Source organism: Streptomyces sp. NPDC102279 (assembly GCF_044766365.1).
Lineage (GTDB): Bacteria > Actinomycetota > Actinomycetes > Streptomycetales > Streptomycetaceae > Streptomyces.
Genome location: NZ_JBIWLU010000008.1, coordinates 323941 through 348602 on the forward strand (window position 1 = coordinate 323941; position 24662 = coordinate 348602).

26 protein-coding genes, 1 tRNA gene and 1 riboswitch are annotated in these 24662 nt (G+C 68.6%); of the genes, 15 read left to right on the forward strand and 12 right to left on the reverse strand.

The features are described from left to right. Positions 1-216: 216 nt before the first annotated feature. The 3 genes from ACIRQH_RS22575 to ACIRQH_RS22585 all read left to right on the forward strand — a co-directional run bounded on the left by ACIRQH_RS22575 (position 217) and on the right by ACIRQH_RS22585 (position 3993). Positions 217-1227, forward strand: coding sequence for an SEC-C domain-containing protein (locus tag ACIRQH_RS22575; RefSeq protein WP_404226876.1), 1011 nt, complete (start codon positions 217-219; stop codon positions 1225-1227). Between the two features lie 149 nt (positions 1228-1376). Then, positions 1377-1826: a very short patch repair endonuclease gene (locus tag ACIRQH_RS22580; protein WP_404226877.1), complete on the forward strand. Its 450-nt coding sequence runs from the start codon at positions 1377-1379 to the stop codon at positions 1824-1826. Positions 1827-2307: 481 nt separating this feature from the next. Beyond that, positions 2308-3993, forward strand: coding sequence for a DUF262 domain-containing protein (locus ACIRQH_RS22585; protein ID WP_404226878.1), 1686 nt, complete (start codon positions 2308-2310; stop codon positions 3991-3993). Positions 3994-4114: 121 nt separating this feature from the next. Here the strand turns inward: ACIRQH_RS22585 and ACIRQH_RS22590 are convergent, their stop codons facing one another. Next, on the reverse strand, positions 4115-4792 hold the full coding sequence (locus tag ACIRQH_RS22590; protein ID WP_404226879.1) for an ATP-binding protein: 678 nt from the start codon (positions 4790-4792) through the stop codon (positions 4115-4117). Positions 4793-5004: 212 nt separating this feature from the next. Between ACIRQH_RS22590 and ACIRQH_RS22595 the strand changes: the two genes are divergently transcribed. Then, positions 5005-5850, forward strand: coding sequence for a helix-turn-helix domain-containing protein (locus tag ACIRQH_RS22595; RefSeq protein ID WP_388931377.1), 846 nt, complete (start codon positions 5005-5007; stop codon positions 5848-5850). Then, complete coding sequence (locus ACIRQH_RS22600; protein WP_388931219.1) at positions 5850-6077, forward strand: DUF397 domain-containing protein; 228 nt, start codon at positions 5850-5852, stop codon at positions 6075-6077. The genes ACIRQH_RS22595 and ACIRQH_RS22600 overlap by 1 nt, the downstream gene beginning before the upstream one ends. Before the next feature lie 5 nt (positions 6078-6082). Here the strand turns inward: ACIRQH_RS22600 and ACIRQH_RS22605 are convergent, their stop codons facing one another. Then, positions 6083-6757 carry a hypothetical protein gene (locus ACIRQH_RS22605; protein ID WP_404226880.1) on the reverse strand — a complete coding sequence of 225 codons (675 nt, stop codon included), beginning with the start codon at positions 6755-6757 and terminating at the stop codon, positions 6083-6085. Between the two features lie 141 nt (positions 6758-6898). Here ACIRQH_RS22605 and ACIRQH_RS22610 point away from each other — a divergent pair, with 141 nt between their 5' ends. Then, positions 6899-7201 (forward strand): hypothetical protein, encoded by a 303-nt coding sequence (locus tag ACIRQH_RS22610; RefSeq protein WP_358814985.1) that lies wholly within the window; start codon positions 6899-6901, stop codon positions 7199-7201. An 18-nt stretch (positions 7202-7219) separates the two neighbouring features. Here the strand turns inward: ACIRQH_RS22610 and ACIRQH_RS22615 are convergent, their stop codons facing one another. Continuing rightward, entirely contained in the window at positions 7220-8182 is a 963-nt protein-coding gene (locus ACIRQH_RS22615; protein WP_404226881.1) for a GlxA family transcriptional regulator, read from the reverse strand. Between the two features lie 218 nt (positions 8183-8400). Here ACIRQH_RS22615 and ACIRQH_RS22620 point away from each other — a divergent pair, with 218 nt between their 5' ends. Further along, positions 8401-8895 (forward strand): DUF2269 family protein, encoded by a 495-nt coding sequence (locus ACIRQH_RS22620; RefSeq protein WP_388866218.1) that lies wholly within the window; start codon positions 8401-8403, stop codon positions 8893-8895. Positions 8896-8948: 53 nt separating this feature from the next. Beyond that, positions 8949-9461, forward strand: coding sequence for a levansucrase (locus tag ACIRQH_RS22625; RefSeq protein WP_358814988.1), 513 nt, complete (start codon positions 8949-8951; stop codon positions 9459-9461). Positions 9462-9499: 38 nt separating this feature from the next. On the opposite strand, the gene ACIRQH_RS22630 is transcribed toward ACIRQH_RS22625, so the two are convergent. The 4 genes from ACIRQH_RS22630 to ACIRQH_RS22645 form a co-directional block, all read right to left on the reverse strand. After that, positions 9500-9859: a VOC family protein gene (locus ACIRQH_RS22630; RefSeq protein ID WP_388866221.1), complete on the reverse strand. Its 360-nt coding sequence runs from the start codon at positions 9857-9859 to the stop codon at positions 9500-9502. 70 nt (positions 9860-9929) lie between these two features. Beyond that, positions 9930-10415, reverse strand: a complete 486-nt coding sequence (locus ACIRQH_RS22635) for a hypothetical protein (protein ID WP_358814990.1) — start codon at positions 10413-10415, stop codon at positions 9930-9932. An 85-nt stretch (positions 10416-10500) separates the two neighbouring features. Further along, on the reverse strand, positions 10501-12015 hold the full coding sequence (locus ACIRQH_RS22640) for an MFS transporter (RefSeq protein ID WP_388866224.1): 1515 nt from the start codon (positions 12013-12015) through the stop codon (positions 10501-10503). A gap of 79 nt (positions 12016-12094) precedes the next feature. Beyond that, positions 12095-13456, reverse strand: a complete 1362-nt coding sequence (locus tag ACIRQH_RS22645; protein WP_388866227.1) for a DUF445 domain-containing protein — start codon at positions 13454-13456, stop codon at positions 12095-12097. A 232-nt stretch (positions 13457-13688) separates the two neighbouring features. Between ACIRQH_RS22645 and ACIRQH_RS22650 the strand changes: the two genes are divergently transcribed. Further along, entirely contained in the window at positions 13689-15020 is a 1332-nt protein-coding gene (locus ACIRQH_RS22650; protein WP_404226882.1) for an SGNH/GDSL hydrolase family protein, read from the forward strand. A gap of 109 nt (positions 15021-15129) precedes the next feature. Here ACIRQH_RS22650 and ACIRQH_RS22655 read toward each other — a convergent pair whose 3' ends face one another. The 4 genes from ACIRQH_RS22655 to ACIRQH_RS22670 form a co-directional block, all read right to left on the reverse strand. Then, entirely contained in the window at positions 15130-16014 is an 885-nt protein-coding gene (locus ACIRQH_RS22655) for a DUF1707 domain-containing protein (protein WP_388866233.1), read from the reverse strand. Positions 16015-16086: 72 nt separating this feature from the next. Beyond that, positions 16087-17085: an ATP-binding cassette domain-containing protein gene (locus ACIRQH_RS22660; protein WP_388931232.1), complete on the reverse strand. Its 999-nt coding sequence runs from the start codon at positions 17083-17085 to the stop codon at positions 16087-16089. A 10-nt stretch (positions 17086-17095) separates the two neighbouring features. Next, entirely contained in the window at positions 17096-17983 is an 888-nt protein-coding gene (locus tag ACIRQH_RS22665) for an ABC transporter permease (RefSeq protein WP_404226928.1), read from the reverse strand. A gap of 28 nt (positions 17984-18011) precedes the next feature. Further along, positions 18012-18812: an ABC-2 family transporter protein gene (locus ACIRQH_RS22670; RefSeq protein WP_358814995.1), complete on the reverse strand. Its 801-nt coding sequence runs from the start codon at positions 18810-18812 to the stop codon at positions 18012-18014. Positions 18813-19030: 218 nt separating this feature from the next. Here ACIRQH_RS22670 and ACIRQH_RS22675 point away from each other — a divergent pair, with 218 nt between their 5' ends. Beyond that, positions 19031-21481: a transglycosylase domain-containing protein gene (locus tag ACIRQH_RS22675; protein ID WP_404226883.1), complete on the forward strand. Its 2451-nt coding sequence runs from the start codon at positions 19031-19033 to the stop codon at positions 21479-21481. A 69-nt stretch (positions 21482-21550) separates the two neighbouring features. Here the strand turns inward: ACIRQH_RS22675 and bcp are convergent, their stop codons facing one another. After that, the gene (gene bcp, locus ACIRQH_RS22680; protein WP_355862919.1) at positions 21551-22018 is read right to left on the reverse strand and encodes a thioredoxin-dependent thiol peroxidase; all 468 of its coding nucleotides are present in this window, start codon (positions 22016-22018) and stop codon (positions 21551-21553) included. A 134-nt stretch (positions 22019-22152) separates the two neighbouring features. Here bcp and ACIRQH_RS22685 point away from each other — a divergent pair, with 134 nt between their 5' ends. The 5 genes from ACIRQH_RS22685 to ACIRQH_RS22705 all read left to right on the forward strand — a co-directional run bounded on the left by ACIRQH_RS22685 (position 22153) and on the right by ACIRQH_RS22705 (position 24595). Next, a complete protein-coding gene (locus ACIRQH_RS22685) occupies positions 22153-22491 on the forward strand; it encodes a DUF3618 domain-containing protein (RefSeq protein WP_358814997.1) in 339 nt (112 codons plus the stop codon). 97 nt (positions 22492-22588) lie between these two features. Continuing rightward, positions 22589-22891, forward strand: a complete 303-nt coding sequence (locus ACIRQH_RS22690; protein WP_326790934.1) for a co-chaperone GroES — start codon at positions 22589-22591, stop codon at positions 22889-22891. Between the two features lie 49 nt (positions 22892-22940). Further along, positions 22941-23010, forward strand: a riboswitch (guanidine-III (ykkC-III) riboswitch). Between the two features lie 39 nt (positions 23011-23049). Beyond that, positions 23050-23370 (forward strand): quaternary ammonium compound efflux SMR transporter SugE, encoded by a 321-nt coding sequence (gene sugE, locus ACIRQH_RS22695; protein WP_358814999.1) that lies wholly within the window; start codon positions 23050-23052, stop codon positions 23368-23370. 88 nt (positions 23371-23458) lie between these two features. Continuing rightward, a complete protein-coding gene (locus ACIRQH_RS22700; protein WP_388931237.1) occupies positions 23459-24469 on the forward strand; it encodes an HNH endonuclease signature motif containing protein in 1011 nt (336 codons plus the stop codon). Positions 24470-24510: 41 nt separating this feature from the next. After that, positions 24511-24595 (forward strand) — tRNA-Leu (locus tag ACIRQH_RS22705). The last annotated feature ends 67 nt before the right edge of the window (positions 24596-24662 follow it).

Sequence of the window (24662 nt, forward strand, 5' to 3'; positions counted from 1 at the left end):
GGCACCTCGCGAAGTGACCAGAGCAACGGGCGAAGCTCCGCGCCGCGCTCACGGGGGAGTTCCAGCCGCGACGGCCGGTCCACCGGGCCCTCTCGCTCACAGATCGACCGAGGCAGGCACCCCTCCTCACCCTTGCGCATATGCCGTTGGTGACTCCCGCCGCTGTGGCCAGCACCTCTCTCTTCTTTGTCGGCCAACGGCAGTACGGTGTCACTCATGCGCCCCGACACGCCTGCCGAGAACGTCGACCACACCGCCGAAGCGGCACGCCTGGAGCGGACCGCCGGCCTCTACCCCGAGGACGCCGAACACCTGCTCGTGCAGGCGGCGGCCCACCTCGAACTGGCCGGAGACCGTCCAGCCGCGACCGCGCTCTACGACCGCCTGCTGTCCTCGACGGACCCGCTGGAGAACCCTCACCTGGTGCGCGCCCTGAAGGCGTCGAACCTCTGGGAGTACGGCCACGAGGCGGAGGCCCGCGCGATCATCGACGGCGTCCGCGCGGCGGCACCCCGGGACCCGGCGCCCTGGGTCATCGTGGCCGAGGCCCTGGAGTCCCACGACGAGCTGGAAGCGGCACAGGACACGTTCACCGAAGGTGCGACCCTGCTGCTGACGGACGTGACGGAGCCGCCGTACGCCACGCGTTCGCTGCTCTTCGGCCGGCACCGCGTGCGCCGGATGCTGGGCGCGGCGCACGACGAGTGGGACGCGCTCGCGGACACCCAGCACTCGTCCGCGATCTCCCTGGACGAACTCCATGACCCGAAGCGGATCTGGTCGCTCGGCTCGGACAACCCGGCGGAACTCCAGGCCGAGATCAGCCGCCTCCAGGCGGAACTGGGCGCCTACCGCGAGGCCCTCTCCCGCCCGTTCCCGGTGGCGGTCCTGCACTGGTCGGCCCCCGAACTGGCCGAACTGGTCGCCGCGTACCCGGACCTCGCCGAGGAGTACCCCTCCCACGAGGAGCACCTCGCGACCATAGAGTCCTCCCTCCGCGAACTCGCCGCCTCCGGCACCCCGAACCTCGGCATCGTCACGGCAACGGTCCCCTCCTACGAGGCCTTCGCAGCCTCAGAGGCCTCGTCCCCGTCGGACACGACACTCCTCCCCCAGTACGCAACGACGCTGGCAGCACGCGGGTTGGCGGTGGCTTGGCCGCCGGGGCGGGGGGATGGGTGCTGGTGCGGGTCGGGAGATGCTTATGGGGAGTGCCACGGGGCCTGACTCCGACCGTCGATCCCGGGCGCCCTGCAATGCGCAAATCGGCGTCCGGGGCGCCACCTTTCAACCTCACGCAGCCGGCATATCGACAGGTCCGGCAGAATGCCCCTGTGGTTGATGCTGTTCCGTCCTCTCCCGCCGTGTCTGCGCGCATGAGCCGTCAAGGCTCCCGCGACACCGCACCAGAGATCGCTGTTAGACGCCTTTTGCACGCCTCCGGACTCCGCTACCGAGTCAACGTGCCGGTACCCGGACTTCCGCGCCGCACGATCGACATCGCGTTCGGCAAGGCGAAGGTCGCGATCTTCATGGACGGCTGCTTTTGGCACGGTTGCCCCGAACACGCGACCCAACCCAAGGCAAATGCGGAGTGGTGGCGCTCGAAGCTCGACAAGAACATGGCTCGCGACCGCGAGACCACCGAGCACTTGGCCGACACCGGGTGGGTCGTCCTGAGATTCTGGGAACACGAGGCCAGTACGACCGTCGCGAGTCGAATCGAAGCAGCGCTCACGGAACGACGGTCACCACAGACCACAGGACGAGAACCAAACTCACATACCGAGGCGAACCCGGCAAGCGGCCCTCCCGACGTCGAGTGAACTGCGGATCCGGGCCTGTCGGCGCCTTCGTTTCCCTTATCGATGGCCACCGCACCCAATAGTGTGGAGATGTTGCGCAGGAGTGACGCGCGCGCCCCACCTCGGGGCGCCTTGCCTTGCCGTCAGGGGGACGGCTCGCAAGGGTGCTGTGGCGCGACGGCTCATAGAACGAGGGCGGGGGCATCCGAAACTCCTGGCCGATGAATTCGATGGCCTGTACGACACTTTCAAGGCGCTATGCGTTTCCTCCCACGGAAGCGATCAAGCGGCTTGAGCAACTCGGAATCAGTCCGGACGTCGTCGAGGAGATCCGGGAACGGCACGAGCACCAGACCATACGATCCAGGATGCCGATTGACGGTCGGTCAGCACGGTGAACCGGAGCATCGAACTATCTACCTAGGGGGATTCCGTGGTCTGGCAGGAGCAGCACTCATCGAAGCAGATGTCGACCCCAGACACGCCATCAATCAAAGAATTGATGGACGACATGAAGCGAGGTCGCCTGGCGATACCAGACTTTCAGCGAAGCTTTGTTTGGGATCCCGCCGACACGCAAAAACTACTCGTCTCCATCGTTGCTCGCTATCCAGCTGGAACCCTTCTTTTCTGGGAACAGAAGACCCCGCAGATCAGGCGACGCTCTTTCGAGGGGTTCGACGGTACGCAACTCAAAGAGTCCGCCACTCTGGTCCTAGACGGGCAGCAAAGACTTACCTCGATATTCCAGGCCCTCACCGGTACGGGACCCCAAAGATTCTTCGTCGATCTCAAACTCCTGGGATCGCTCGACTCGGATTCTCCGGGACTCCTTGACGCAAGTCGCCTGGACGACGTAATCGTCTATCGAGAGATCAACGCCAGATCGCTACGCAAGCGTCCTCCAGTCAACACTGCCGAAGAAATTAGGCAGTCACTCTTCCCATTGTCGCTAATCGAGTCCGACCGCATCGAAGAGTGGCTCGACGTAATGGAGGAGGCTATAGAGGAAGAGAACTGGAAGGCCATTCGCAGTGAAATCAGGGAGCTCGTTCGGAAATATTTGCGCCCGATTGGTAATTACCGATTCCCGGTCGTTGAGCTCCCCGAAGCAACTCCTCTGGATGCCGTGTGTCGCATATTTGAGACGCTCAATAGAACGGGTGTCAAACTCAGCGTTTTCGAGTTGCTAGCTGCCCGCTTTTGGCCTGCCGGAGTGGATCTTCGACGAGATTGGGAGAGAGTACAGCATAAGCACCCGATCTTGGCTACATTCGAAGTGGACGCTTACTACCTACTCCAAGCGGTCTCACTTCGCGCTACGGTTGAGAAATTCAAGGGAACTCGCGGAACCAAGTCAGCCTCAGCCCAACGCAGTGACGTCTTGGAGCTAGCACCCGCAGAGTTCGAGAAGCACTGGGACCAGGTGGCCCTTGGGGCCGCTCGGGCGCTTACGTTCCTTCGCGATGAGTGCGGGGTACTTGCACCGAAGTGGCTGCCGTACTCCATGATGCTTGTCCCTCTGTCCGCAGCATGGCATGTGGTCGAAACAAAGCGCTCCGCGCAAAGCGGGGCCGCTTTGCAAAAGATTCGCCGCTTCTTCTGGTGCTCCGTTTTCTCCAGAAATTACGACCAAGGCGGCAACAGTCAAGCGGGTAAGGATTTCATGGACCTCACCTCTTGGCTCAACGACGGAGAAAGAATACCTGAGGCGGTGGAGGGTTTCACGTTCACCGGCGAGGTTCTGGACTCGGCCAGAACTAACCTGCAAGCTTTGTACAAGGGAGTCATGGCGCTGACACTGAGCAGCGGCGCTCGAGATTTCCATTCAGGCTCGACTCTTACGCCAGAGAAAATTCTCGAAGAGAGTATCGACGCTCACCACATCTTCCCGAAGAAATACCTCGAAGAAACTGGGGATCCAGGGAACCCGGAACTCATCCTTAATCGAGCCCTTATCGACAAGAGAACCAACCAGAGCATCGGGAAGCGTGCCCCTTCGGAGTATCTGTCCACGATGGAAGAGGCACTTGGCGAAGAGGAAGTCTCTGGAATTCTGCAGTCACACTTGCTGCCGGGCGACCATGACTCGCAGTTGAGGAACGACAACTACGCGGCCTTCCTATTTATCCGCAAAACTCTCGTCATTAAGGCCATCGAGTCCGTCACGGGTGAATCAGCGCCATGATCGACGCCAAGCGGACGCAGCAGAATTTGACCAACTTCGTCCAGTCCTCATCGGCCGCCACCCGTGCCGATAGAAAACAGACAGGTTTTCGGCGGGTACGAAACTCGAAAGTAAAACACTCTCATCGCGTCTGGGTGCGAGCGTCCAACCCCCTGCCCCCACCCAACCTGGCTTCAAAGCGCGCCTGCGCTCGGTCCAGCACCTCATCGACGTCATGGCCGTGCGCTTGAAGCCAGTGGAGGAGGTCGGCGATCACATCGACGGCGACCTCCTCCCTCACAGCAATGCTCAACACCGTGGGTTCCGACCCGTGCAGCCGTGCTGCGCCGTACGCGTAGAGCGTGGCGGCCGCTCCTGCCGCAGGAACGCCGCCGCTGGGGCCGCCGGGCGAGATCAGGTTGGTAGCCAGCTCACACCAGGTGATCTTGCGGTCCGTGTGAAGCAGCACACCCCAGCGATCAGCGACGGCATCGACGAGCGCCATGCCGCGCCCGCTCTCGCCGTCAGCTTCCGCATGCACCAAGGTCGGTAAGGCGCGAGCATCGGGATCATGGACCTCGATGCGCAGATACGTGCCGTTCATCGAGACGGCGAGAGTGGCCGGGGTTCCCCATCCCACGTGGGCAATGACGTTGGAAACTAGCTCGGTCACACAGAGCTGGGCCGCCTCGCTGACCTCGGTCAGGCCCCAGAGTTCCAGGTGACGTCGCACGATACGGCGAAGGGCCGGTACCTCCTTGGGCTCAGCCACGAAGGGCAGATCCCACGGCTTCCTCGATACACAGCTTGCGCAGTCCATCCACAAGTCCCCTTCCTCACGGGCAGCTTCGCCCTTGCGATCGCTTCATCACAGAGCGTTGCAGTGGAACTCTCAAAATGGAACTCTCACTTCATGAAATGGACGGCGCTCGGAAGCGTGGGGAGGTCCGCACGCCCCCGGCGCGCGCGACCTTGCCGTCGCGGTCCGGCAGCCACCACGATCTGAGGGATCCCGACGGAAGGGCCGTGCACATGGCAGTTGGACCTACAACGCGCAGACGCCAACTCGGAGCCGACTTACGTCGCCTAAGGGAAGGGAAAGGGCTGACGCTAGAGGAGGCGGGCGCCCGCGTCGGGATCTCCAAAGCCACGCTCAGCCGGTACGAGACCAAGGAGGGGTCGGTCAAATGGCCGGCTATTGATGCCCTGTGCCGGGAGTACGACGTCACCGACGTCGAACGGCTCGCCTTGGTCGACCTTGCCAAGGGGGCGAAGATCCAGGGCTGGTGGCGATCACTCGCTGACCCAATCCCCGACTCCATGAACTTGATGCTCACCCTCGAGGACGAGGTCGTCCGCGAGGACCACTACGCCTGCATGTACATCCCTGGTCTCCTCCAGACCCGCGCCTATGCCGAAGCGGTTCACCGAGCCTCGGAAATGCAGTGTCCGGAGCGGGAGGTACAGCACATGGTCGACATCCGCATGAAGCGACAGGAGCTCCTCCGCCGAGATGAACCACCGCACATCTGGTGCGTGATCGACGAAGCAGCGATCCGACGAAGCGTCGGCGGGCGCGACGTCATGCGGGAGCAGCTCCAGCACCTCCTGGCAGTGGCGGAGCTGCCTCACATCACCGTCCAGGTCCTGACGTTCTCAACAGGAGCGCATGCAGCGGCTGTTGGCAGTTTCGCTATCCTGCGTGGCCCCGCTCCAGATCTGGACGTGGTGTACGTCGACGTCCTGAGCGGTGGCCTGTTCATGGAGAAGCAGCAGGAACTGGAGCGCTATAGGTTGGCGTTCCAGTACCTCAGCGCGCAAGCAGTCGACTTGGAGTCCTCGTCAGCGCTGATCCGCCGCATAAGCAAGGAGCCGTAATGCCCAAACCGCTGACGCCCGTCTGGTTCAAGTCCTCCTACAGCGGCGGCAGCGGCACCGAATGCGTCGAGTGCGCCCACACGAACGACGGCACGCTGATCCGCGACTCAAAAGCGTCCTCCGACCTCCTCGTCGCCGTCCGGTCTGCGGCTTGGCGGGCTTTCATACGCAGCCTGCCAGGAGGGCGTACTGACGATGGAGTCCGAGAGGCCAACGCAGCACCCTGACTGACCTATTGGGCCGCGAGCGGATACCCCATCGCCTTGGCCTCCGCGAGAACCGTCTCCACGGGTGCCGAAGGATTGAGGGCCACGATGTGCGACCGGCCGAGCGGGCGCAGAGCGTAGATGTGCCGGATGATCTCGACGTCCACCGACGTCTCGTAGTAGTCCTCGGCGAACGACCGGAACGCCTCCGGGGTCGGATCGAGGAGCAGTTCGAAGAGCCAGTCCGAGCCGTCCGGGTCCGAGTGTCCGTCGGGGTAGGTGATGGGACCCGCCTCCCAGGACGTGGCAACCGCGGTGCGCCACAGGCACACGGTCACGACGGGGCATCCGTCCTCGTCCGTGAAGGCAGGCTCGTCGATGTAGCGGCGGAAGACCTCGGGGACCGAGTCCAGCACGCCCGGCCACGGCGCAGGCAGGTCCTCGTGGCCGTACGGGCTCAAGGGGGACTCGTGGTCGAAGCCGCGAATGTACGCGCCGGTGGGGGCGAAGACGATGTCGAGTTCGTCGCCCGACCCGTTGCGCAAGGAGGCCAGCTCCTCCGCCTCTGACCAGGACGGCATGAAGCAGTGCTCCCGTTCCCCGTCTGGGTTCAGGACGGCCTCCGCCATGGCTATCGAACGGCAGAGGTTCCTCAAGGTCGCGATGTCAGGCAGCGCCCGAGCCACGTCGTGAACGGTCATGCCGCATATCCAAACGGATGCCACTGACAAGGCGGAAAGGTTGGCCCCCGTCAGCCCCGCCTTGTGTCCGCGTTAGCCTCGGTTCGTTCGGCAGACGCGCGGTGATCGGCGCGGCGGCGTAGGCAGCAGCAGGAGGCAGTGATGGCGAAGGTTCCGGCCGCGGTGGTGGCTGCTGGGGGGCTTGTCGGGGGGTACGGGGTTGCCCGGTGGACCAGGAAGCGGCAGCTCGGCGGGGTGGTCCTCGCCGCTGCCGGAGTCGCTGCCGCGCAGCAGTGGAAGCGGCAGGCCGGCGGGAAGGCCGCCGGGGCGTTGACCGTCGTGTACGTCGCCGCCTTCGCCGGGTCGCATCCGCTGGCCAAGAAGGTGGGCGCCTGGCCCGCCGTCTTCGGCGTCGCCGGAGCCGTGGCCCTCGCCTCCTGGGCCGTATCCGACCGCCGGGGCTGACCTAAGCCCCCTGTCCCCCTAAGCTGCCGCCCCTGCTCCCCGGAACGCCCGCCGATACGCCTGCGGGCTCGTCCCCACCACCCTTTTGAAGCGGTCGCGGAACGCCGTCGGGGAGCCGAAGCCCGCCTGGACGGCGATGCGTTCGACCGTGTGGGTGGTCGTCTCCAGGAGGTACTGGGCGCGGCGGACCCGGGCCAGGTGCAGCCACTGCAGGGGCGTCGTGCCGGTCTGTTCGCGGAAGCGGCGGTTGAGGGTGCGGGTGCTCGTGCCGGCCTCGACGGCGATGGCCTCCAGGGTCAGTTCGCGTTCCGCGTTCTCCTCCAGCCAGGCGAGGAGCGGCTCCATCGTCGTGCCCGCCGGTGCCGGTGGCTGTGCGTGGACGATGAACTGGGCCTGTCCTCCTTCCCGTTCGAGGGGCATCACCGACAGCCGGGCCGCGTCCGCGGCGACCGCCGAGCCGTGGTCCCGGCGGATCATGTGCAGGCACATGTCCAGGGCTGCCGCCGCGCCCGCCGACGTGAGGAACTGGCCGTTGTCGACGTAGAGGACGTTCGGGTCGACGGTCACCGCCGGGTGGCGGGACGCCAGTTCCCCCGCCGCCCGCCAGTGCGTCGTCGCGCGCAGGCCGTCCAGCAGGCCCGTGGCCGCGAAGACGAACGCCCCGACGCAGACCGACGCGATCCGTGTGCCGTTCGCGGCCGCCGCGCGCAGCGCGTCCGCGACGCCGGGCGGGAGGGGCAGCGACGGGTCGGACCGCCCCGGCAGGACGATCGTGTCGGCCTCCGCCAGCGCCTCCAGGCCGTGCGGCGCGCGCAGTGTGAAGGCGCCCGCGCTCACCTCCGCGCCCGCGGTGACCGAGCAGACCCGGGTCCGGTACGCGGGCCGGCCGTCCGGCAGTCTGGCCCAGCCGAAGGTGTCGATCGGGGCGGAGAGGTCGAACGGGATGACCTGGTCGAGCACCAGTACGGCCACGGTGTGCATGGCTGGAGCCTAGGCGTACGACGGGTTCCCGTCATCCGGGTCGGGTCCGTCCGCCGGCTCCTGCGGCCTCGCGAGGAGACGCCTTCGCCCAGTTCAGGGGCAGGTCAGAGGCTGATCCGTCTCCGTTCAGCCGCTCTTCACTCTCTTGGCCGGAATCCGTTGCTGTCTGGCAAAAGCGCCACTTCTGCAAGATCCGTCCCGGCCCCTACCGTCACCCCGTGACCAAGTTCCTCCTCGCCGTCCACGTCATCGCCGCGATCGTCGCCATCGGGCCCGTGACGGTCGCCGCAAGCATGTTCCCGCCGGCCGCGCGCCGGTCCCTCGGTGCGCCGGACGATGCCGACGCGCTCGCCACCGCGCGGCTGCTGCACCGCATCTGCCGTGTGTACGCCGTCGTCGGCGTCGTCGTCCCCGTGTTCGGCTTCGCCACGGCGAGCAACATGGGTGTGCTCGGCGACACCTGGCTGATCGTCTCCATCGTGCTGACCGCGCTCGCGGCCGGCGTGCTCGCGCTCCTCGTACTGCCCCGTCAGAGTGCCGTCCTGGAGACGGCCGAGGGAGGCGGGGAGATGGAAGGGACACCCGGGGACGGAGCAACAGACGGTCGTGCGGCCACCGTTCGGCTCGCCATGTTCACCGGGATCTTCAACCTGCTGTGGGCCACCGTCACGGTCCTGATGATCATCCGGCCCGGGTCCACCACGGGGGCCTGACTCTCCTCACCCCGCACGACTCGGCACCCCGCCCGGGTGCTTAGGATCCGCGCATGGACGCACAGCAGCAACAGCAGTCGGCGCCCGGCGCCTACCTGGCCTTCGTGCAGGGCCGGTTGACCGAGGACGGATGCGCCACTCGGTGGGAGGACTGGGCCGGGGTGCCCGTGCTCGTCGGGCGGCGGGCCGAGTTCCGGATGAGCTGGATGGCGACGAAACTGCATCTGTTCACCGTGGCCGCGGCGGTCCCGGAGATAACCGTGCCCGTCGTCTCCGCTTTCACCGACCAGGTGATGAAGTACGCCAAGGACACCAAGGGTGGTCTGCCCGTCGGCCTGCAGAACGGTGTCGGCGCCTTCCCGCTGCTGGTCAGCGACCGCGTCGATCCGGCGGCCGTGCAGTGGGCGGAGGCACAGCAGCGGGTCAAGTTCGCCTGCATGACGCGGCCCGTCGTGGTCGACAGTTCGCGTCAGTACGTGGGGATGTACCGCGGCAAGCCCGCCCTCGGCCGCGTCTACGCCTCGTACTTCATCGAGAAGGGGACGCGGTACTTCTACGCTCAGTGAGTCGTCGCCGGTTCGGTGAGTGAGGTGGGCCGACGCGGTCAGGCCCGGTGGCCCAGCACGTTCACCACTCGCCCGTTCGGGTCACGGACGAAGAACCGTCGTACGCCCCACTCCTCGTCCCGGAGTTCCCGCACGACCTCCGCGCCCGACGCGAGCACCCGCGCGTACACGGCGTCGACGTCCTCGACCTCCACGCTCAGGTCGGGGACGACGGGTGCGGTGCGTTCCTCGGTGAGGAAGCTGATCTGGGCGGTGGGGTTGGCCGGGGAGGCGAGGGTCATGACCCAGCCCTGGTTCATGACCTCCTCGAACCCGAGCACGCCGTAGAAGTCGCGGTTCGCCGACATGTCCTGCTCGGAGCCGACCTGGATGTCGGGGACGATCCTGCGGACGGTCATGTGCGGTGCCTCCTGATGGCTCACGGGTGGCGGGACGGCGGGGTGCGTCACGGACGCGGTACGGCGTTCGTCACGTGCAGGGACGGTGGGCGAGAACGAACCATTCGTCGATGTCGGCCGGCTCCGTCCAGTCTGTCCTGAACCGCCGGGCCACCGCTGCCACGACCAGCGCACCCGCCGCGCCGAGCAGGGTGAAGAACGCCCAGGTGAGCGGCCAGGCGTCGACGAAGCCGTCCGGCGGTCCGGGATGGGTGCGCAGGGACACGTACAGCAGGGCCGCCGGAGGGGCCGCGACGAGCAGCAGGGGCCAGGCGAGCGCGTCGCGGTGGCCGACGTAGGCGGCCAGGAGCAGCAGGCAGACGGCGAGGGCGAGGACGCCCGTGGCGGTCACCGGGGTGGTCTCCAGCGTGGATCCCTGTGCCGCGGGGCGGTTGCGCAGGTCCCAGGGAAGGCAGAGGAGGTACGCCGCGCCGGAGAGGGCGGCGCCGAGCACGCGCGTCAGCCAGCGTTCCGGCCAGGGGCGCGTTCGCAGGGGGCGGAGCAGCTTCTCGGTCATGCGTACGAGGGTTACGTGCCCGGCGGGGGCCCGACAGAGTACGCGTACTCAGAACGGGATACTCGGAAGGGCCCCGTGCCGGACCTCAGTCGGACGAGGCCGACGACGTCGAGGACGACGTGCCGCTGGTGGAGGGCGCCGTCGACAGGGGGGCGGCGATGTCCTCCAGCCCGCGGCGTTCGGCGTTGACGGCGAAGAACACGGCGACCAGTCCGGCGGCGCACATCAGGCCGGCGCCGATCTGGAAGGCGAGCACCGTGTCGCCGACGACGCCGGACTTGGTGAGGTCGGCGAAGACGAGCGGGCCGCTGATGCCGCCGGCTGCGGTGCCGATGGCGTAGAAGAAGGCGATGGCCATGGCCCGGGTCTCCATGGGGAAGATCTCGGAGACGGTCAGGTAGGCGCTGGAGGCGCCGGCGGAGGCGAAGAACAGCACCACGCACCAGCAGGCGGTCATGGTCACGGCGTTCAGCGAGCCCTGGTCGAAGAGCCAGGCGGTTCCGAACAGGAGCACACCGGACAGCAGGTAGGTCGAGGAGATCATGACCCGGCGGCCGACGGTGTCGAAGAGCTTGCCGAGGAGCAGCGGGCCCATGAAGTTGCCGGCCGCGATGACGGCGAAGTAGTAGCCGGTGCTGCCCGTGGGGACGTCGAAGAACGTGGTGAGGATGGCGCCGAAGCCGAACGTGATCGCGTTGTAGAGGAAGGCCTGGCCGATGAAGAGGGCGAGGCCGAGCACCGCGCGTTTCGGGTAGCGGGCGAAGACGGTCCTGGCGATGATCCCGAAGCCGATGCTCTTGCGCTGCTCGATGGTGATCTCGCCCGCGGGCGGCGGCAGCGTCTTGCCCGTCTCCTTCTCCACCTCGTCCTCGACGGAGGTGACCAGTTCGTCTGCCGCGTCACCCTGGCCGTGGATGAACTGCCAGCGGGGGCTCTCCGGAACGTGCCGCCTGACCAGCAGGATCACCAGGCCGAGGACGACGCCGAGGGCGAAGGTGAGCCGCCAGCCGAGGTTCTTCGGGAAGATGTCCGTGTTCAGCATGACGATGGACAGCAGGGCGCCGCCGATCGCGCCGAGCCAGTAGCTGCCGTTGATGATGAGGTCGACCCGGCCGCGGAACTTGGACGGGATGAGCTCGTCGATCGCCGAGTTGATGGCCGCGTACTCGCCTCCGATGCCGAAGCCGGTGAGGAAGCGGAAGGTGAAGAACCACCAGGCGTCGAAGGACAGGGCGGTCAGCGCGGTCGAGGCGAGATAGACCACCAGGGTGACCATGAACAGCTTCTTGCGGCCGTAGCGGTCGGTCAGCCAGCCGAAGAACAGGGCGCCCGCGCAGGAACCGGCCACGTAGAGCGCCGCCGCGACACCGGTGACCTGCGCCGACGTGATGGAGAGTCCGCTGCCCTCCTCGGAGAGGCGGCCCGCGATGTTGCCGACGGTGGTGACCTCGAGACCGTCCAGGATCCAGACGGTGCCGAGGCCGATCACGATCATCCAGTGCCAGCGCGACCACGGCAGCCGGTCCAGCCGGGCGGGCACGCTGGTCGTGATGGTGCCGGTGGACGCGGGCGTGGGGGCCGGCGAGGCGGGTGGGGTCATGGGGCTCCCTCTCCTTCGAGTGAACGCCGCACGTGTTCCCCGATCTCCGCCCGCTTACGCACCCGCCGTCCGCGCCCGGCTACGCCCCCAGCGTCCGCGACACGGTGTAGATCAGCAGGCCGACGAGCGAGCCGACCACCGTGCCGTTGATCCGAATGAACTGCAGGTCACGGCCGATGTTCGCCTCGATCTTCTTGGTCGTGTGCTCGGCGTCCCAGCCGGCGACCGTGTCGGTGATGAGCGAGGTGATCTCCGTGCGGTACGTCGTCACCACGTACACCGCGGCGCCCTCGACCCAGCCGTCGACCTTGGCCTGCAGCTTGGGCTCGGTGGCCATGCGGGCGCCGAGGGACAGCAGGGAGGCCCGCACACGCAGCCGTAGTTCGCTGCGCTCGTCCTCCGCCGCGGAGACGATCATCGACCGTACGGCCGTCCAGGCGGACGCGATCAGGTCCTGGACCTCGCCGCGGCCCAGCACCTCGCCCTTGAGGCGCTCCACGCGGGCCCGGGTCTCGGTGTCGGACTGCAGGTCGGAGGCGAAGTCGGTGAGGAACCGGTCGAGGGCGCCGCGAGCCGGGTGGGACGGGGAGTCGCGCATCTCGGTGACGAAGCGGAGCAGCTCCCGGTAGACGCGCTCGCCGACCTTCTTGTCGACGAAGCGGGGCGTCCAACCGGGCGCGCCGCCCTGCACGGCGTCCATGACCTGCTCGTCGTGGAAGACCAGCCAGTCGTGCGCGCGGCTGACCACCAGGTCGACGACCCGCCGGTGCCCGCCGTCCGCGACGACCCGCTCCAGCATCTTGCCGATGCCGGGGCCGATCTCCTGGGCGTCGGCGCGCCGGGTGATCGCCTCGCCGACGACGGCCTGGACGTCCGAGTCCCGCAGCACGGTCAGCGCGCCCCGCAGGGCGGCGGCCAGCTCGGCGGTCACCCGGTCCGCGTGCTCGGGGTCCGCGAGCCAGGCGCCCAGCCTGCTGCCGATGCCCACGGCCCGCAGCCGCTGCCGCACGACCTCCTCGGAGAGGAAGTTCTCGCCGACGAACTCGCCGAGCGAGACACCCAGCTGGTCCTTCTTGGTGGGGATGATCGCGGTGTGCGGGATGGGCAGGCCGAGCGGGTGCCGGAAGAGGGCGGTGACGGCGAACCAGTCGGCCATCGCGCCGACCATGCCCGCCTCCGCGGCCGCCGCGACATAGCCGGCCCAGGCGCCCGCGCCCTCGTGCGAGGCCCACTTCGCCAGCACGTACACCAGGGCGACGAGGAGCAGCAGGCCGGTGGCGGTCGCCTTCATCCGGCGCACCCCGCGCCGCTTCTCGATGTCGGAGGCGCTGAAGGTGTTCATCGCGCGGCCCGGTGGCGCGGCGGGTGCCGTCGCGTTCGCGGTCCCCCCGGGGTGGGCATGCTCCATGCCGTCCGGTTCACCCGATTTCGTGCGTTCCATTCACTCCACCCGTCCGCAGAACCCGACCCAGCCCGTAAATATTGTCTCTTTCCCCTCTCTTCTTGACCGACTACTGGAACGGCACACGAGTTCCCGGCGTCTGTTCGGATGGGGATTCGACCGGAGGGACCCAAAGGGGGGTGCGCCGGTACTCCCCCCGGCCCATGCCGCATCATGGGGTGATCACATCGGAGCATTTCGCTCCCACTCGTTTCGAGGAGAGACGCACCGCATGACCAAGCGTCACGGTTATGCCCTGCTCGCCGCGGTTCTCGCCGTGGTCGTGGTCCTTTCCGGGGCCATCTACATCGGTGTCGCCGCCGACGACGGCAGTGGCACCCGGACCGACGTCGCCGCCGGGCGTACGTCGCACAACTCCGCCGCGCCCGCCTCCACCGGCACCTGGGTCGGCGCCTGGTCGGCGTCCCCGGCCGGGGCGGAGCCCGGCACGGAGACCAACGGCATGGCCGGCCGCTCCGTGCGCAACGTCGTGCACGCGGCCGTCGGGGGCACGGGTGCCCGCATCACGCTGTCCAATCTCTACGGACAGCAGCCGCTGGCCCTCGCGCACGCCACGATCGCGGTCGCCGCGACCGCCGACAACGCCGCCGCCGCGGCCGACACCATGCGCCGCCTCACGTTCGGCGGCACGACGGCCGTCGTGATCCCGGCGGGCGGTCAGGTGATGAGCGACGCCGTCCGGGTACGCATCCCGCACGGCGCGGACATCCTGGTGACGACGTACTCGCCGACGCCGTCCGGACCGGTCACCTACCACCCGATGGCACGCCAGCTCTCGTACGTCGCGCAGGGCGACCGTACGGAGGACCTGAGTGGCACCTCGTACACCGAGCAGACGCCGTACTGGCGTTACGTGACGGCGGTCGACGTGCTGAGCGACGAGGCGACGGGCACGGTCGTCGTGCTCGGCGACTCGCTCACCGACGGCGTCACCTCGACCGTCGGCGCCAACCGCCGCTGGCCGGACGTCCTCGCGGAGCGGCTGCGCGCCTCGGCCGGAACCGGCGAGACGCCCCGCTACAGCGTCGTGAACCAGGGCATCAGCGGCAACCAGATCCTCGCGGCGGGCCTCGGCCGTCCCGCCGACAACCCCAGCGGACTGAGCCGCTTCGGACGGGACGTCCTCGACCGTACGAACGTCAAGGCCGTCGTCATCGACCTCGGCGTCAACGACATCCTGCGCAACCCGAACCAGGTCGACCCGAGCACCATCACGGCGGGCCTGCGGACCCTGGTCCGGCAGGCGCACGCCCGCGGCCTGCGGGTCGTCGGCGCCACCCTGATGCCCTTCGAGGGCCACCGGGGCTACTCCCCCCAGCGGGAGGCCGTACGGGAGGCCGTGAACGCGGAGATCCGCGCCGGGAAGGTCTACGACGCCGTCGTCGACTTCGACGCGGCCCTGCGCGACCCGTACAACCCGCGCCGCCTGCGGACCGAGTACGACTCGGGGGACCATCTCCACCCGAGCGACAGGGGCTTTCGGCGGATGGCCGAGGTGTTCGACCTGCAGCAGCTGAAGGGCTCGGCTCCGGCGGAGCTGTGATCCGACCCCTCACGCCCTCCGGCGCGCTCGCGATCGCGGGCGCGCCGCGGCCGTCCACGGGGACACCGCGGTCACCGCGCCCGCCGACGACCGCGGGGGCCGCGGGAGTTCAGTAGTCGCCGAAGTGCCGGCGGTGGCGGTCCTCGCGGCGCTCCCGGTGACGCTCCCGGCGCTCCTCGTTGCGATCGTGGCGCTCCCGCTCGCGCTCGTCGCGGTACTCGTGATGGTCTTCGTGCCGGTCGCGGATCAGGTCCCGCGCGTCGTCGAGGACGTCGAACACGTCACCGAGGCGGCCGCCCTGCGACCCCTGCAGCTCCTTGCGCTCCGCACGACGCTCCAGCTTCTCCTGGCGGCGCTCCTCCCGCTGGCGCCGGCGCTCGGCACGGGTGAGCTTGCGCTCCACACCGACGCCGCCCCAGAAGGCGAAGCCCGTGACGATCACCCTGGGCGCCCCGGGATCGCCCGGTCGGCCCTCCTCACGGTGGTCGAAGCCGCCCATGATGCCGATGCCTCGGACGACGACCTCGACGCCGGGCGGCACGATGACGTTCATCCCGCCCATGACCGCGACGCAGTTGACGACGACCTCACGGTCCGCGAAGTTCGCCTCGCGCAGGTCGATCTCGCCGCCGCCCATGAAGGCGACGGAGTTGAAGCGGCGCGGCACCGTCCAGCGGCCCTTGCGTTCGAACCCGGAGAGCACGGCCACACCCCACGACGAGGAACCCTCGCCTCCCACGATCCGCGAACCCCAACTGCCGTCGTCCACAGGGTGCTTGACCATGGAGATCGGGGCCGCGGCCGCCGCACCCGGCAGATCGCGGGTGATCGGCGTCAACTCCCCGTAGGTACGGGCCTTGTACGTCGCCTCCAGCCGCTCCTCGAACTCCTCCATGTCGAGGCGTCCTTCGGCGAGGGCGTCCCTCAGCTGTTCGGAGACCCGTTCACGATCGGCGTCCGAGGCGCGCAGCTCCGGGAGTTCGTGGTCCGTCATGGACAGCAGCCTACGAGTTCCCCCGCCCGCTCGCCATGCCGCTCGCCGCCTCGGCAAGCCTTGACGGTCGCCTCATGAGATCGCTTTCTCCGCGTACATGCGGCTGATCACGGCCTCGATGTCGGGCTCCCGCACCGAGAGGTCCACGAGGGGGTACTCCGCCGCGATCCGCGCCACCAGCGGCGCCGCCGAGAGGGCCGCGGGAAACGCCAGCCACTGGCGCGGTCCCTCCACCTTCACCACGCGCGCCGACTCCAGCTCGATCGGCGGGAGTTCCCGCTCCAGATCGACGACCAGGGTCCGCTCGCTCTCCCCCACCTCGTGCAGCCCCGCCAGCGCACCGTCGTACATCAGCCGCCCGTGGTCGATGACCATCACGCGCCGGCACAGCTGCTCGATGTCGGTCAGATCGTGCGTGGTGAGCAGGACGGTCGTGCCGCGGTCGGCGTTCAGGTCCCGCAGGAACTCCCGGACCCGCGCCTTGCTGATCACGTCGAGCCCGATGGTCGGCTCGTCCAGGTAGAGCACCTCGGGATCGTGCAGCAGCGCCGCCGCGATGTCGCCGCGCATCCGCTGCCCCAGCGACAGCTGCCGAACGGGCACGTCCAACAGCGCCCCGAGCTGCAGGAGTTCGACACAGCGGTCGAGGTTCTCCCGGTAACGCCCGTCGGGGATCCGGTACATGCGGTGCATCAGCCGGTAGGAGTCGATCAGCGGCAGGTCCCACCACAGGGTCGTCCGCTGCCCGAACACCACCCCGATCCGGCGGGCCAGCCGGGTCCGCTCCCGCGACGGGTCCAGCCCCGCGACCCGCAACCGGCCGCCGCTCGGGGTGAGGATGCCGGTGAGCATCTTGATGGTCGTCGACTTCCCCGCGCCGTTCGGACCGATGTAGCCGACCATCTCGCCGCGCCGCACGCTGAACGAGATCGAGTCGACCGCCCGCACCTGCCGCCGCTCACTGCGCAGGAACCCCGTCCGCTTACGCACGTCGAAGACCTTCTCGACACCGTCCAGCTCGATGAATCCGGCGTCCGGCCCCGCCGGCCCGCCGTCCTCGGTGATGGCCACGCCCGTTCCCCTAACTTCCCGTACTGCGGTAGGCGCGCAGCCCCGCGCGCCAGGCGATCCCGGCGAGCGCGCAGCAGAGCACCGCCACGAGTGGTGATGTGAAGGCGACCCACGCCGGCAGGTCGAGCGGATACGGCCGCCCCAGCACGTACAGCGCGGGCAGCCAGTTGACGAAGGCGAGCGGGAGCACGAAGGTCACCCCGCGCACCATGTCCTTGGCGAAGACGGTCGGCGGGTACTGCAGGAGCGTGCTGCCGCCGTACGTGAAGGAGTTCTGCACCTCGGAGGCGTCCTGCGCGACGAACTGGAAGGCCGCGCCCGCCACGAACACCGCCGAGAAGATCACGCCGCCGCTGAGCAGCATCACCGGGACCAGCAGCATCTTGAGCGGCGTCCACTGGATGTCGAGGACGGCGACGGCGTAGCCGAGGACGACCAGTCCCTGGACGATGCGGCCGAGGCGGCGCAGCGCGAACCGGTCGGCGGCGACCTGCGCGAGGACGGGCACGGGACGCACCAGCAGGGTGTCGAGGGTGCCGTCGCGCACCCGCCGTCCGAGCCGGTCCATCGAGCCGAGCGCGAGGTCCGCGAGCCCGAAGGCGGTGCCGGCCACACCGTAGAGGAAGGCCACCTCGGGCAGTCCGTAGCCGCCGATCCGGTCGACCTGCGAGAACATCAGCAGGATCGCGACGAAGTCCAGGGCGGTCGCGGCGAAGTTCCCGAGCGCGGTCATCGCGAACGACGCCCGGTAGGCCATCGTCGAGCGCATCCACATCGCCGTGATCAGCCGGTAGGCGCGCAGCCCGTCGCACAGCCGCTCGTACGCTCCCTGCCGCGCGAAGGGATGGGCCTCCACCGCCCTCTCTCCCACCGGCCCGGCCGCCGCAGGACCGGGCAACGTCTCCCGCACGGCCTCCTCGACAGGGTCAGCCACCCTGCACCACCACCCTTCGCGTCGCCGCCGACTGGAGCAGCCGCCCGGCCGTGAGCAGCGCGAGCGCCCAGGCGGCCTGGAACGCGTACGTGCCGAGCGGATCCGCCGTGCCGAGCAGGACGTCCACGGGCGCCTGGATCAGCGACGACCAGGGCAGGGCCCGTACGACCTCGCCGAGCGTGCCCGGGAACACGTTCAGCGGCAGCAGCATCCCCGAGCAGAACACCCCGGCGATCATGGTGAGCTGAGAGACACCCGCGCCGTCGAGCAGCCAGAACGCCGACAGCGCCACCAGGAAACGGATCGAGAACCCGACGACCACTCCGAGCGCGACCGCGACCAGGAAGGCGAGCCAGGTCAGCGGATCGGCGGGCAGCGACAGGTCGAAGAAGAGCGCCCCGAAGGCGAGCGGGACCGCCCCGCGGCCCAGCAGGTGGAACAGTGCCCGCCCCATGTCCTGTGCGAGCCACCACAGTTGCAGGTCCGCCGGCCGGTACAGGTCGATCGCGATGTCACCCGTACGGATGCGCTCGATCAGCTCGTCCTCGAAGCCGCCGCCCATCACCGCGACCACCATCAGCAGCGCCTGGCTGAGCCACACGTAGCTGAGCGCCTGGGCCTGGTCGTAGCCCCCGAGGTGCGGCCTCGTGTCCCACAGCGCGATGAAGATGTAGGCGAGGATCAGCCCGAAGACGGTGTTCGTGAAGACGCCGGCGGCCGTGGCGGTCCGGTAGGTGGCGTACCGCCGGAAGCCGCCCGCCGCGACGGAGGCGTACAACCGCGTCGTGCCCACAACCCGCCCCTCTCCTGAGCGTTGAGCCAAGTTGAGCCAAAGCGCAGGAGCCTAGCCCCCGCCCCGCGCGCGCCGCCAGGCATTTTCCGGCGCGACGCGTGCCGGGATCAGGGAACGAAACGCAGGGTGCGACAGTCTTCAAGAGGGGCGCACCAGGCGTAAGAGGCGTAAGAGGTCGTACGGCGACGTACGACGCGAAACAGGAGTCCGGCGAACAGATGAGTGACGAGCCGCAGCCGCAGCGGAACGACCAGGGCTGGGCACCCAGGGAACCGGAACCGGGCCCCCGCCCGGCCGGCGACCCCGCGGCGGGACCGGGCGAGCCCGGCAAGAAGCGGAAGGAGAAGCGGAAGCGGACCGGCTGGCGCCGGCTCGTCCCGACCTGGCGGATGCTGCTCGGCACCCTCGTGTGCCTGATCCTCGTCCTGGTCGGCCTCTTCGCGCTCGGCTACTACCTCGTCAAGATCCCGCCGGCGAACGCCGCCGCGACCAAGCAGAGCAACGTCTATCTGTACGCCGACGGCAGCCAGCTCGCCCGCGACGGCGACGTCAACCGCGAGAACGTCTCCCTCGCGCAGATCTCCAAGGACGCCCAGCACGCCACGCTCGCCGCCGAGGACCGCGACTTCTACACCGAGTCCGCCATCGACCCCAAGGCGATGATCCGCGCGGGCTGGAACACGGCCACCGGCAAGGGCAAGCAGTCCGGCTCGACGATCACCCAGCAGTACGTGAAGAACTACTACCTGGGCCAGGAACAGACCGTCACCCGCAAGATCAAGGAGTTCTTCATCTCCATCAAGCTCGACCGGGAGAAGAGCAAGGACGACATCCTGGAGGGCTACCTCAACACCAGCTACTACGGCCGCAACGCCTACGGCATCCAGGCCGCCGCACAGGCCTACTACGGCGTCGACGCCCAGAACCTGACCGTCGCCCAGGGCGCCTACCTCGCCGCGCTGCTCAACGCGCCCAGCGAGTTCGACGTGATCGCGCACCCCGAGAACAAGGCGGCGGCGCTCGCCCGCTGGAACTACGTCCTCGACGGCATGGTCAAGAAGAAGTGGCTGACCCAGCCGGCGCGCGCCCGGGTCACCTTCCAGCCGCCCAAACAGGCCAAGGGATCGGCGGGCATGTCAGGCCAGCGCGGCTACCTCGTGCAGGCGGTCAACGACTACCTGACCTCGAACAAGATCCTCGACGAGGACACCCTGACCACCGGCGGCTACCGCATCACGACCACCCTGCAGAAGCCCAAGCAGGACGCCTTCGTGAAGGCCGTGAACGACCAGGTGACGGACCAGCTCGACAAGAAGAACCGCAAGGTCGACACCTACGTCCGGGCCGGCGGCGTCGCCATCGACCCGTCCAGCGGCAAGGTCCGCGCGATGTACGGCGGCATCGACTACACCAAGCAGTACGTGAACAACGCGACCCGCCGCGACTACCAGGTCGGCTCCACCTTCAAGCCGTTCGTCTTCACCTCGGCCGTGCAGAACTTCTCCACGACCCAGGACGGCCGCATGATCACCCCGAACACCGTCTACGACGGCACCGACAAACGCCCGGTGCAGGGCTGGAGCGGCGGCACCTACGCCCCGGAGAACGAGGACGGCGTCTCGTACGGCGACATCACCGTCCGCACCGCCACCGACAAGTCGGTCAACTCGGTGTACGCGCAGATGGCCGTCGACGTCGGCCCCGCGAAGGTGGAGAAGACCGCCGTCGCGCTCGGCCTGCCCGCGAACACCCCCGACCTGACGGCCTCGCCGTCCATCGCCCTCGGCCCGGCCACCGCCAGCGTCCTCGACATGACGGAGGCGTACGCCACGCTCGCCAACCACGGCAGGCACGGCACGTACTCACTCGTCGAGAAGATCACCAAGGACGGTGAGGACGACGTCGAGCTGCCGAAGCAGCAGACCACCCAGGCGGTGAGCCGTCAGGCCGCCGACACCACCACGTCCATGCTCCAGAGCGTCGTCGACGGCGGCACCGGGCAGGCCGCACAGGCCGCCGACCGGCCCGCCGCGGGCAAGACCGGCACCGCCGAGGAGGACACGGCCGCCTGGTTCGCGGGCTACACCCCCGACCTCGCCACCGTCGTCTCCGTGATGGGCCAGGACCCCGAGACCGGCGCCCACAAGTCCCTGTACGGCGCGCTCGGCCAAGCCCGCATCAACGGCGGCGGCTACCCCGCCCAGATCTGGGCCCAGTTCACCAAGGACGCCCTCGAAGGCACCGACGCGTCCGACTTCGACCTCCAGCTCCAGCCGGGCGCCGAGGAACAGGAGGACGTCCCCTCCTTCGAACCCAGCGAGCCGGACACCACCGGCGACGAGAACGACGGCGGCACCACCGACGGCGGACAGGAGACCCCGGGCCAGGACCAGGGGCAGACCCAGGGCGCCAGCCAGTCACCGGGCCGGACCAACGGCCAGACCCAGGGACAGACCGCGGGCCAGAACCAGGGCCAGACCAACGGCGGCGCCGACACCGGAGGCGGCACCACGAACGGCAACGGCGGAGGCACCACCACCGACGGCGGCACCACCGGATCCACCACGGACGGCGACACCGGCACCGACGGCGACACCGGCACGGACGGCGGAACGGGCACCAGCACGGGCGAAGGCCCGCTGGGCCCGCTCACCTCCAGAAAACCCTGACGGACCGGGGAGCACGCAGCGGCCGTCCCCGGCAGGAGGACCTCCGCGCGCCGAACCGTACCGAGCGGGTCAGATCCCCAGATCCTTGATGATCTTCGCCACGTGCCCGGTCGCCTTCACGTTGTAGAAGGCCCGCTCGACCTTGCCCTCCTCGTCCACCACCACCGTGGAACGGATGACCCCGACGACCGTCTTGCCGTACAGCTTCTTCTCACCGAAGGCGCCGTACGCCTCCAGGACCGACTTGTCGGTGTCCCCGACCAGCGTGACCTTCAGGGACTCCTTCTCACGGAACTTCGCGAGCTTCTCCGGCTTGTCCGGAGAGACACCGATGACGTCGTAACCGGCGCTCGCCAGCACGTCGAGGTTGTCCGTGAAGTCACAGGCCTGCTTCGTGCAGCCCGGGGTGAGGGCGGCCGGGTAGAAGTAGACGATGACCTTGCGGCCCTTGTGGTCCGCCAGGGAGACCTCGTTGCCATCGGCGTCGGGCAGGGTGAAGGCGGGGGCGGTGTCGCCGGGCTGCAGTCGCTCGCTCATCGGTACCTCACGTGGCCAAGGGGATGGAATGGATACGGAACGAGCGTAATGGGGGGTGCCGAGGGGTGCGGCGCACCAGGAGCTGACAGACTGTCCGAACCAGACAGTCACTACACGACCACGGAGGCAGCGCGGTGTCGGATACGTCGGACACGTCGGATACCAGGACTCCGGCGCAGATCGAGGCGGCCATCAAGAACCGCCGCGCAACGCTCGCCGACACGCTCGACGAGATCGGCGTGCGGGTCCACCCCAAGACGATCGTCGGAGACGCCAAGGCCAAGGTCGCCTCCAACATCGACCACACACTGGGGCGCGCCTACGTCGGCGTGAACCGCGTCGTCGGCGATGTGAAGGGGCAGTTCGTCACCGAGGAGGGTGCGCCCCGGCTGGAGCGCATCGTGCCGGCGGCCCTGCTGGCGGTGGGCGTCGTCGGACTGCTCGTGCTGGGCACGCGGCGCCGCAAGGGCTGACCCGCCCGGCTACGGAAGGCTCGGGGACAGGTAGGTTCTGGGCGTGAGCGCCAATCGGGAACAGCACAACACCCACGACGACAAGTTGCCCATCCGGATGCTGCACGACCGTGTGCTCGTGCGGCAGGACGCCGCCGAGGGCGAGCGTCGTTCCGGCGGCGGCATCCTGATCCCCGCGACGGCGGCCGTCGGCCGCCGCCTCGCCTGGGCCGACGTCGTCGCGGTGGGCCAGAACGTCCGTACGGTCGAGCCCGGCGACCGGGTCCTGTACGACCCCGAGGACCGCGCCGAGGTCGAGGTGCGCGGGACCGCCTATGTGCTGATGCGCGAGCGGGACCTGCACGCCGTGGCCGCGGACCGGTTCGAGGGGTCCGAGGACTCGACGGGCCTGTATTTGTAGGGTGAAAATCGCCGTAAGGGGCTGGTGACCATGGTCACCAGCCCCTTACGCATTCCTTTGCTACGGTGGAAAGTACCCGACGAGACGCGCCGTACCGGGTAGGGCAAAGACGACGCACTTCCGTCCAGTCGTCGTCCTGTCTCTCGGAGGTGCCTCCCATGGCCTGGGTTCTGCTGCTCGTCGCCGGTCTGCTCGAAGTCGGCTGGTCGATCGGAATGAAGTACACCGACGGTTTCACCCGCCCGGTCCCGAGCGTGCTCACCGGCGCCGGAATCGTCGCCAGCATGGTCCTCCTCTCGTACGCCGCGAAGACCCTCCCCATCGGCACGGCCTACGGCGTCTGGGTCGGCATCGGCGCGGCGGGCGCCGCCGTCCTCGGCATGCTCCTCCTCGGCGAACCGGCCACAGCGGCCCGCATCTTCTTCATCGGCCTGCTGCTGGTGGCGGTGGTGGGCCTGAAGCTCACCTCGGGCCACTGAGCCGGACCCTCCGGGCGTGACGATCCGATGAGCTGCTCGTTGACCCGTTCGAGGTGGCGAACGCGCGACCGAGAACGGGGGATCGGTCTTGACGGGTGAGTACGACCGGGGCGCGCTGGCGACGGCCGTCGGGCAGTCGCACACCTGGAACGAGCTGATGCGGCGGCTGGGGTTCGCGCCGAGCGGCGGCCGGCGGCGCGTGCTCCAGGAGCGGGTCGCCGCCCAGGGAATCGACACCGGCCACTTCAGGCGGCGCAGCCCCTGGTCCCGCTACCCGGACGCCGCGATCGCCGAAGCGGTGGCGTCGTCCACGACCCTGCGCGAGGTCGTGCTCAAGCTTGGCGCCACGCCGGCGACCGGCACCCTCGCGCACATCCGGCGCCGCATCGAAGCGGCCGGTCTCGACCTCCGCCATTTCCCGGGCATCGCCCGGTCGCGCCTCGACCTGCCGTTCACTCCGGAGGAACTGCTCACGGCTGCCGCGTCCTCCGCGAGCATCCGCGGAACGGCCGGAGCGCTCGGCGTCCCCGACGACAGCCGGTCCAGAGCCGCGCTGGGAAGGATGCTGCGGGAGCAGGGCGTCGACACGTCCCACTTCCGCAACGCCCGCCTCGCTATTCCCGAGGCCGCCCTGCGCGCCGCCGTGCCCGCGGCCACCAGCTACGCGGACGTGATGCGGGCACTGGGCCTCGACGTGAACGACACCAATCACCGCCGGGTTCGCCGCAGGGTGGCCCAACTCGACCTGGACACGGGCCACTTCCGTCGGCGGGCATGGGGTCGACCGAGCGGGCGGGCACCTGTGGCGCCGAAGGCCCTGGTGGTGCTCCCCGCGGGATCGGCGCGCCCCAACCGGGCGCGGCTGCATGCGGCACTCCAGGAGTTGGGCGCTTCGTACGCGTGCGCCTCCTGCGGTAACCCAGGGAGCTGGATGGACCAGCCGATCACCCTCCAGATCGACCACGTCAACGGCGACTGGCTGGACAACCGCGCGGAGAACCTGCGTTACCTGTGTCCGAACTGCCATGCGTTGACCGCGACATGGTGCCGCCGGAAGAACGGTCACCCTCCGGGCGGGGACCCCTCCCCCGTACACTGAGCGACATCAGCGGCACAGACAGGCGAAGTGTCCGTTTTGACGCGGTCGTGGCGGAATAGGCTATACGCGCGGGTTTTAGGTGCCCGTGGGAGAAATCCCGTGTGGGTTCGAGTCCCACCGACCGCACAGCGGGAAGACGAAGGCCCGGTCCGGGTTCACGGACCGGGCCTTCGTGCGCGCGGAGGGCCAGGGG

Bases quoted from the DNA above. Each gene is read 5' to 3' on its own strand.
- ACIRQH_RS22590 (WP_404226879.1), bottom strand. From the start codon at position 4,792: ATGGACTGCGCAAGCTGTGTATCGAGGAAGCCGTGGGATCTGCCCTTC.
- ACIRQH_RS22605 (WP_404226880.1), bottom strand. From the start codon at position 6,757: ATGACCGTTCACGACGTGGCTCGGGCGCTGCCTGACATCGCGACCTTG.
- ACIRQH_RS22625 (WP_358814988.1), top strand. From the start codon at position 8,949: ATGGACGCACAGCAGCAACAGCAGTCGGCGCCCGGCGCCTACCTGGCC.
- ACIRQH_RS22600 (WP_388931219.1), top strand. From the start codon at position 5,850: ATGCCCAAACCGCTGACGCCCGTCTGGTTCAAGTCCTCCTACAGCGGC.
- ACIRQH_RS22635 (WP_358814990.1), bottom strand. From the start codon at position 10,415: ATGACCGAGAAGCTGCTCCGCCCCCTGCGAACGCGCCCCTGGCCGGAA.
- ACIRQH_RS22655 (WP_388866233.1), bottom strand. From the start codon at position 16,014: ATGACGGACCACGAACTCCCGGAGCTGCGCGCCTCGGACGCCGATCGT.
- ACIRQH_RS22630 (WP_388866221.1), bottom strand. From the start codon at position 9,859: ATGACCGTCCGCAGGATCGTCCCCGACATCCAGGTCGGCTCCGAGCAG.
- sugE (WP_358814999.1), top strand. From the start codon at position 23,050: ATGGCCTGGGTTCTGCTGCTCGTCGCCGGTCTGCTCGAAGTCGGCTGG.
- ACIRQH_RS22675 (WP_404226883.1), top strand. From the start codon at position 19,031: ATGAGTGACGAGCCGCAGCCGCAGCGGAACGACCAGGGCTGGGCACCC.
- ACIRQH_RS22580 (WP_404226877.1), top strand. From the start codon at position 1,377: ATGAGCCGTCAAGGCTCCCGCGACACCGCACCAGAGATCGCTGTTAGA.
- ACIRQH_RS22650 (WP_404226882.1), top strand. From the start codon at position 13,689: ATGACCAAGCGTCACGGTTATGCCCTGCTCGCCGCGGTTCTCGCCGTG.
- ACIRQH_RS22610 (WP_358814985.1), top strand. From the start codon at position 6,899: ATGGCGAAGGTTCCGGCCGCGGTGGTGGCTGCTGGGGGGCTTGTCGGG.
- ACIRQH_RS22645 (WP_388866227.1), bottom strand. From the start codon at position 13,456: ATGGAACGCACGAAATCGGGTGAACCGGACGGCATGGAGCATGCCCAC.
- ACIRQH_RS22690 (WP_326790934.1), top strand. From the start codon at position 22,589: ATGCTGCACGACCGTGTGCTCGTGCGGCAGGACGCCGCCGAGGGCGAG.
- ACIRQH_RS22595 (WP_388931377.1), top strand. From the start codon at position 5,005: ATGGCAGTTGGACCTACAACGCGCAGACGCCAACTCGGAGCCGACTTA.
- bcp (WP_355862919.1), bottom strand. From the start codon at position 22,018: ATGAGCGAGCGACTGCAGCCCGGCGACACCGCCCCCGCCTTCACCCTG.
- ACIRQH_RS22575 (WP_404226876.1), top strand. From the start codon at position 217: ATGCGCCCCGACACGCCTGCCGAGAACGTCGACCACACCGCCGAAGCG.
- ACIRQH_RS22585 (WP_404226878.1), top strand. From the start codon at position 2,308: ATGGACGACATGAAGCGAGGTCGCCTGGCGATACCAGACTTTCAGCGA.
- ACIRQH_RS22615 (WP_404226881.1), bottom strand. From the start codon at position 8,182: ATGCACACCGTGGCCGTACTGGTGCTCGACCAGGTCATCCCGTTCGAC.
- ACIRQH_RS22640 (WP_388866224.1), bottom strand. From the start codon at position 12,015: ATGACCCCACCCGCCTCGCCGGCCCCCACGCCCGCGTCCACCGGCACC.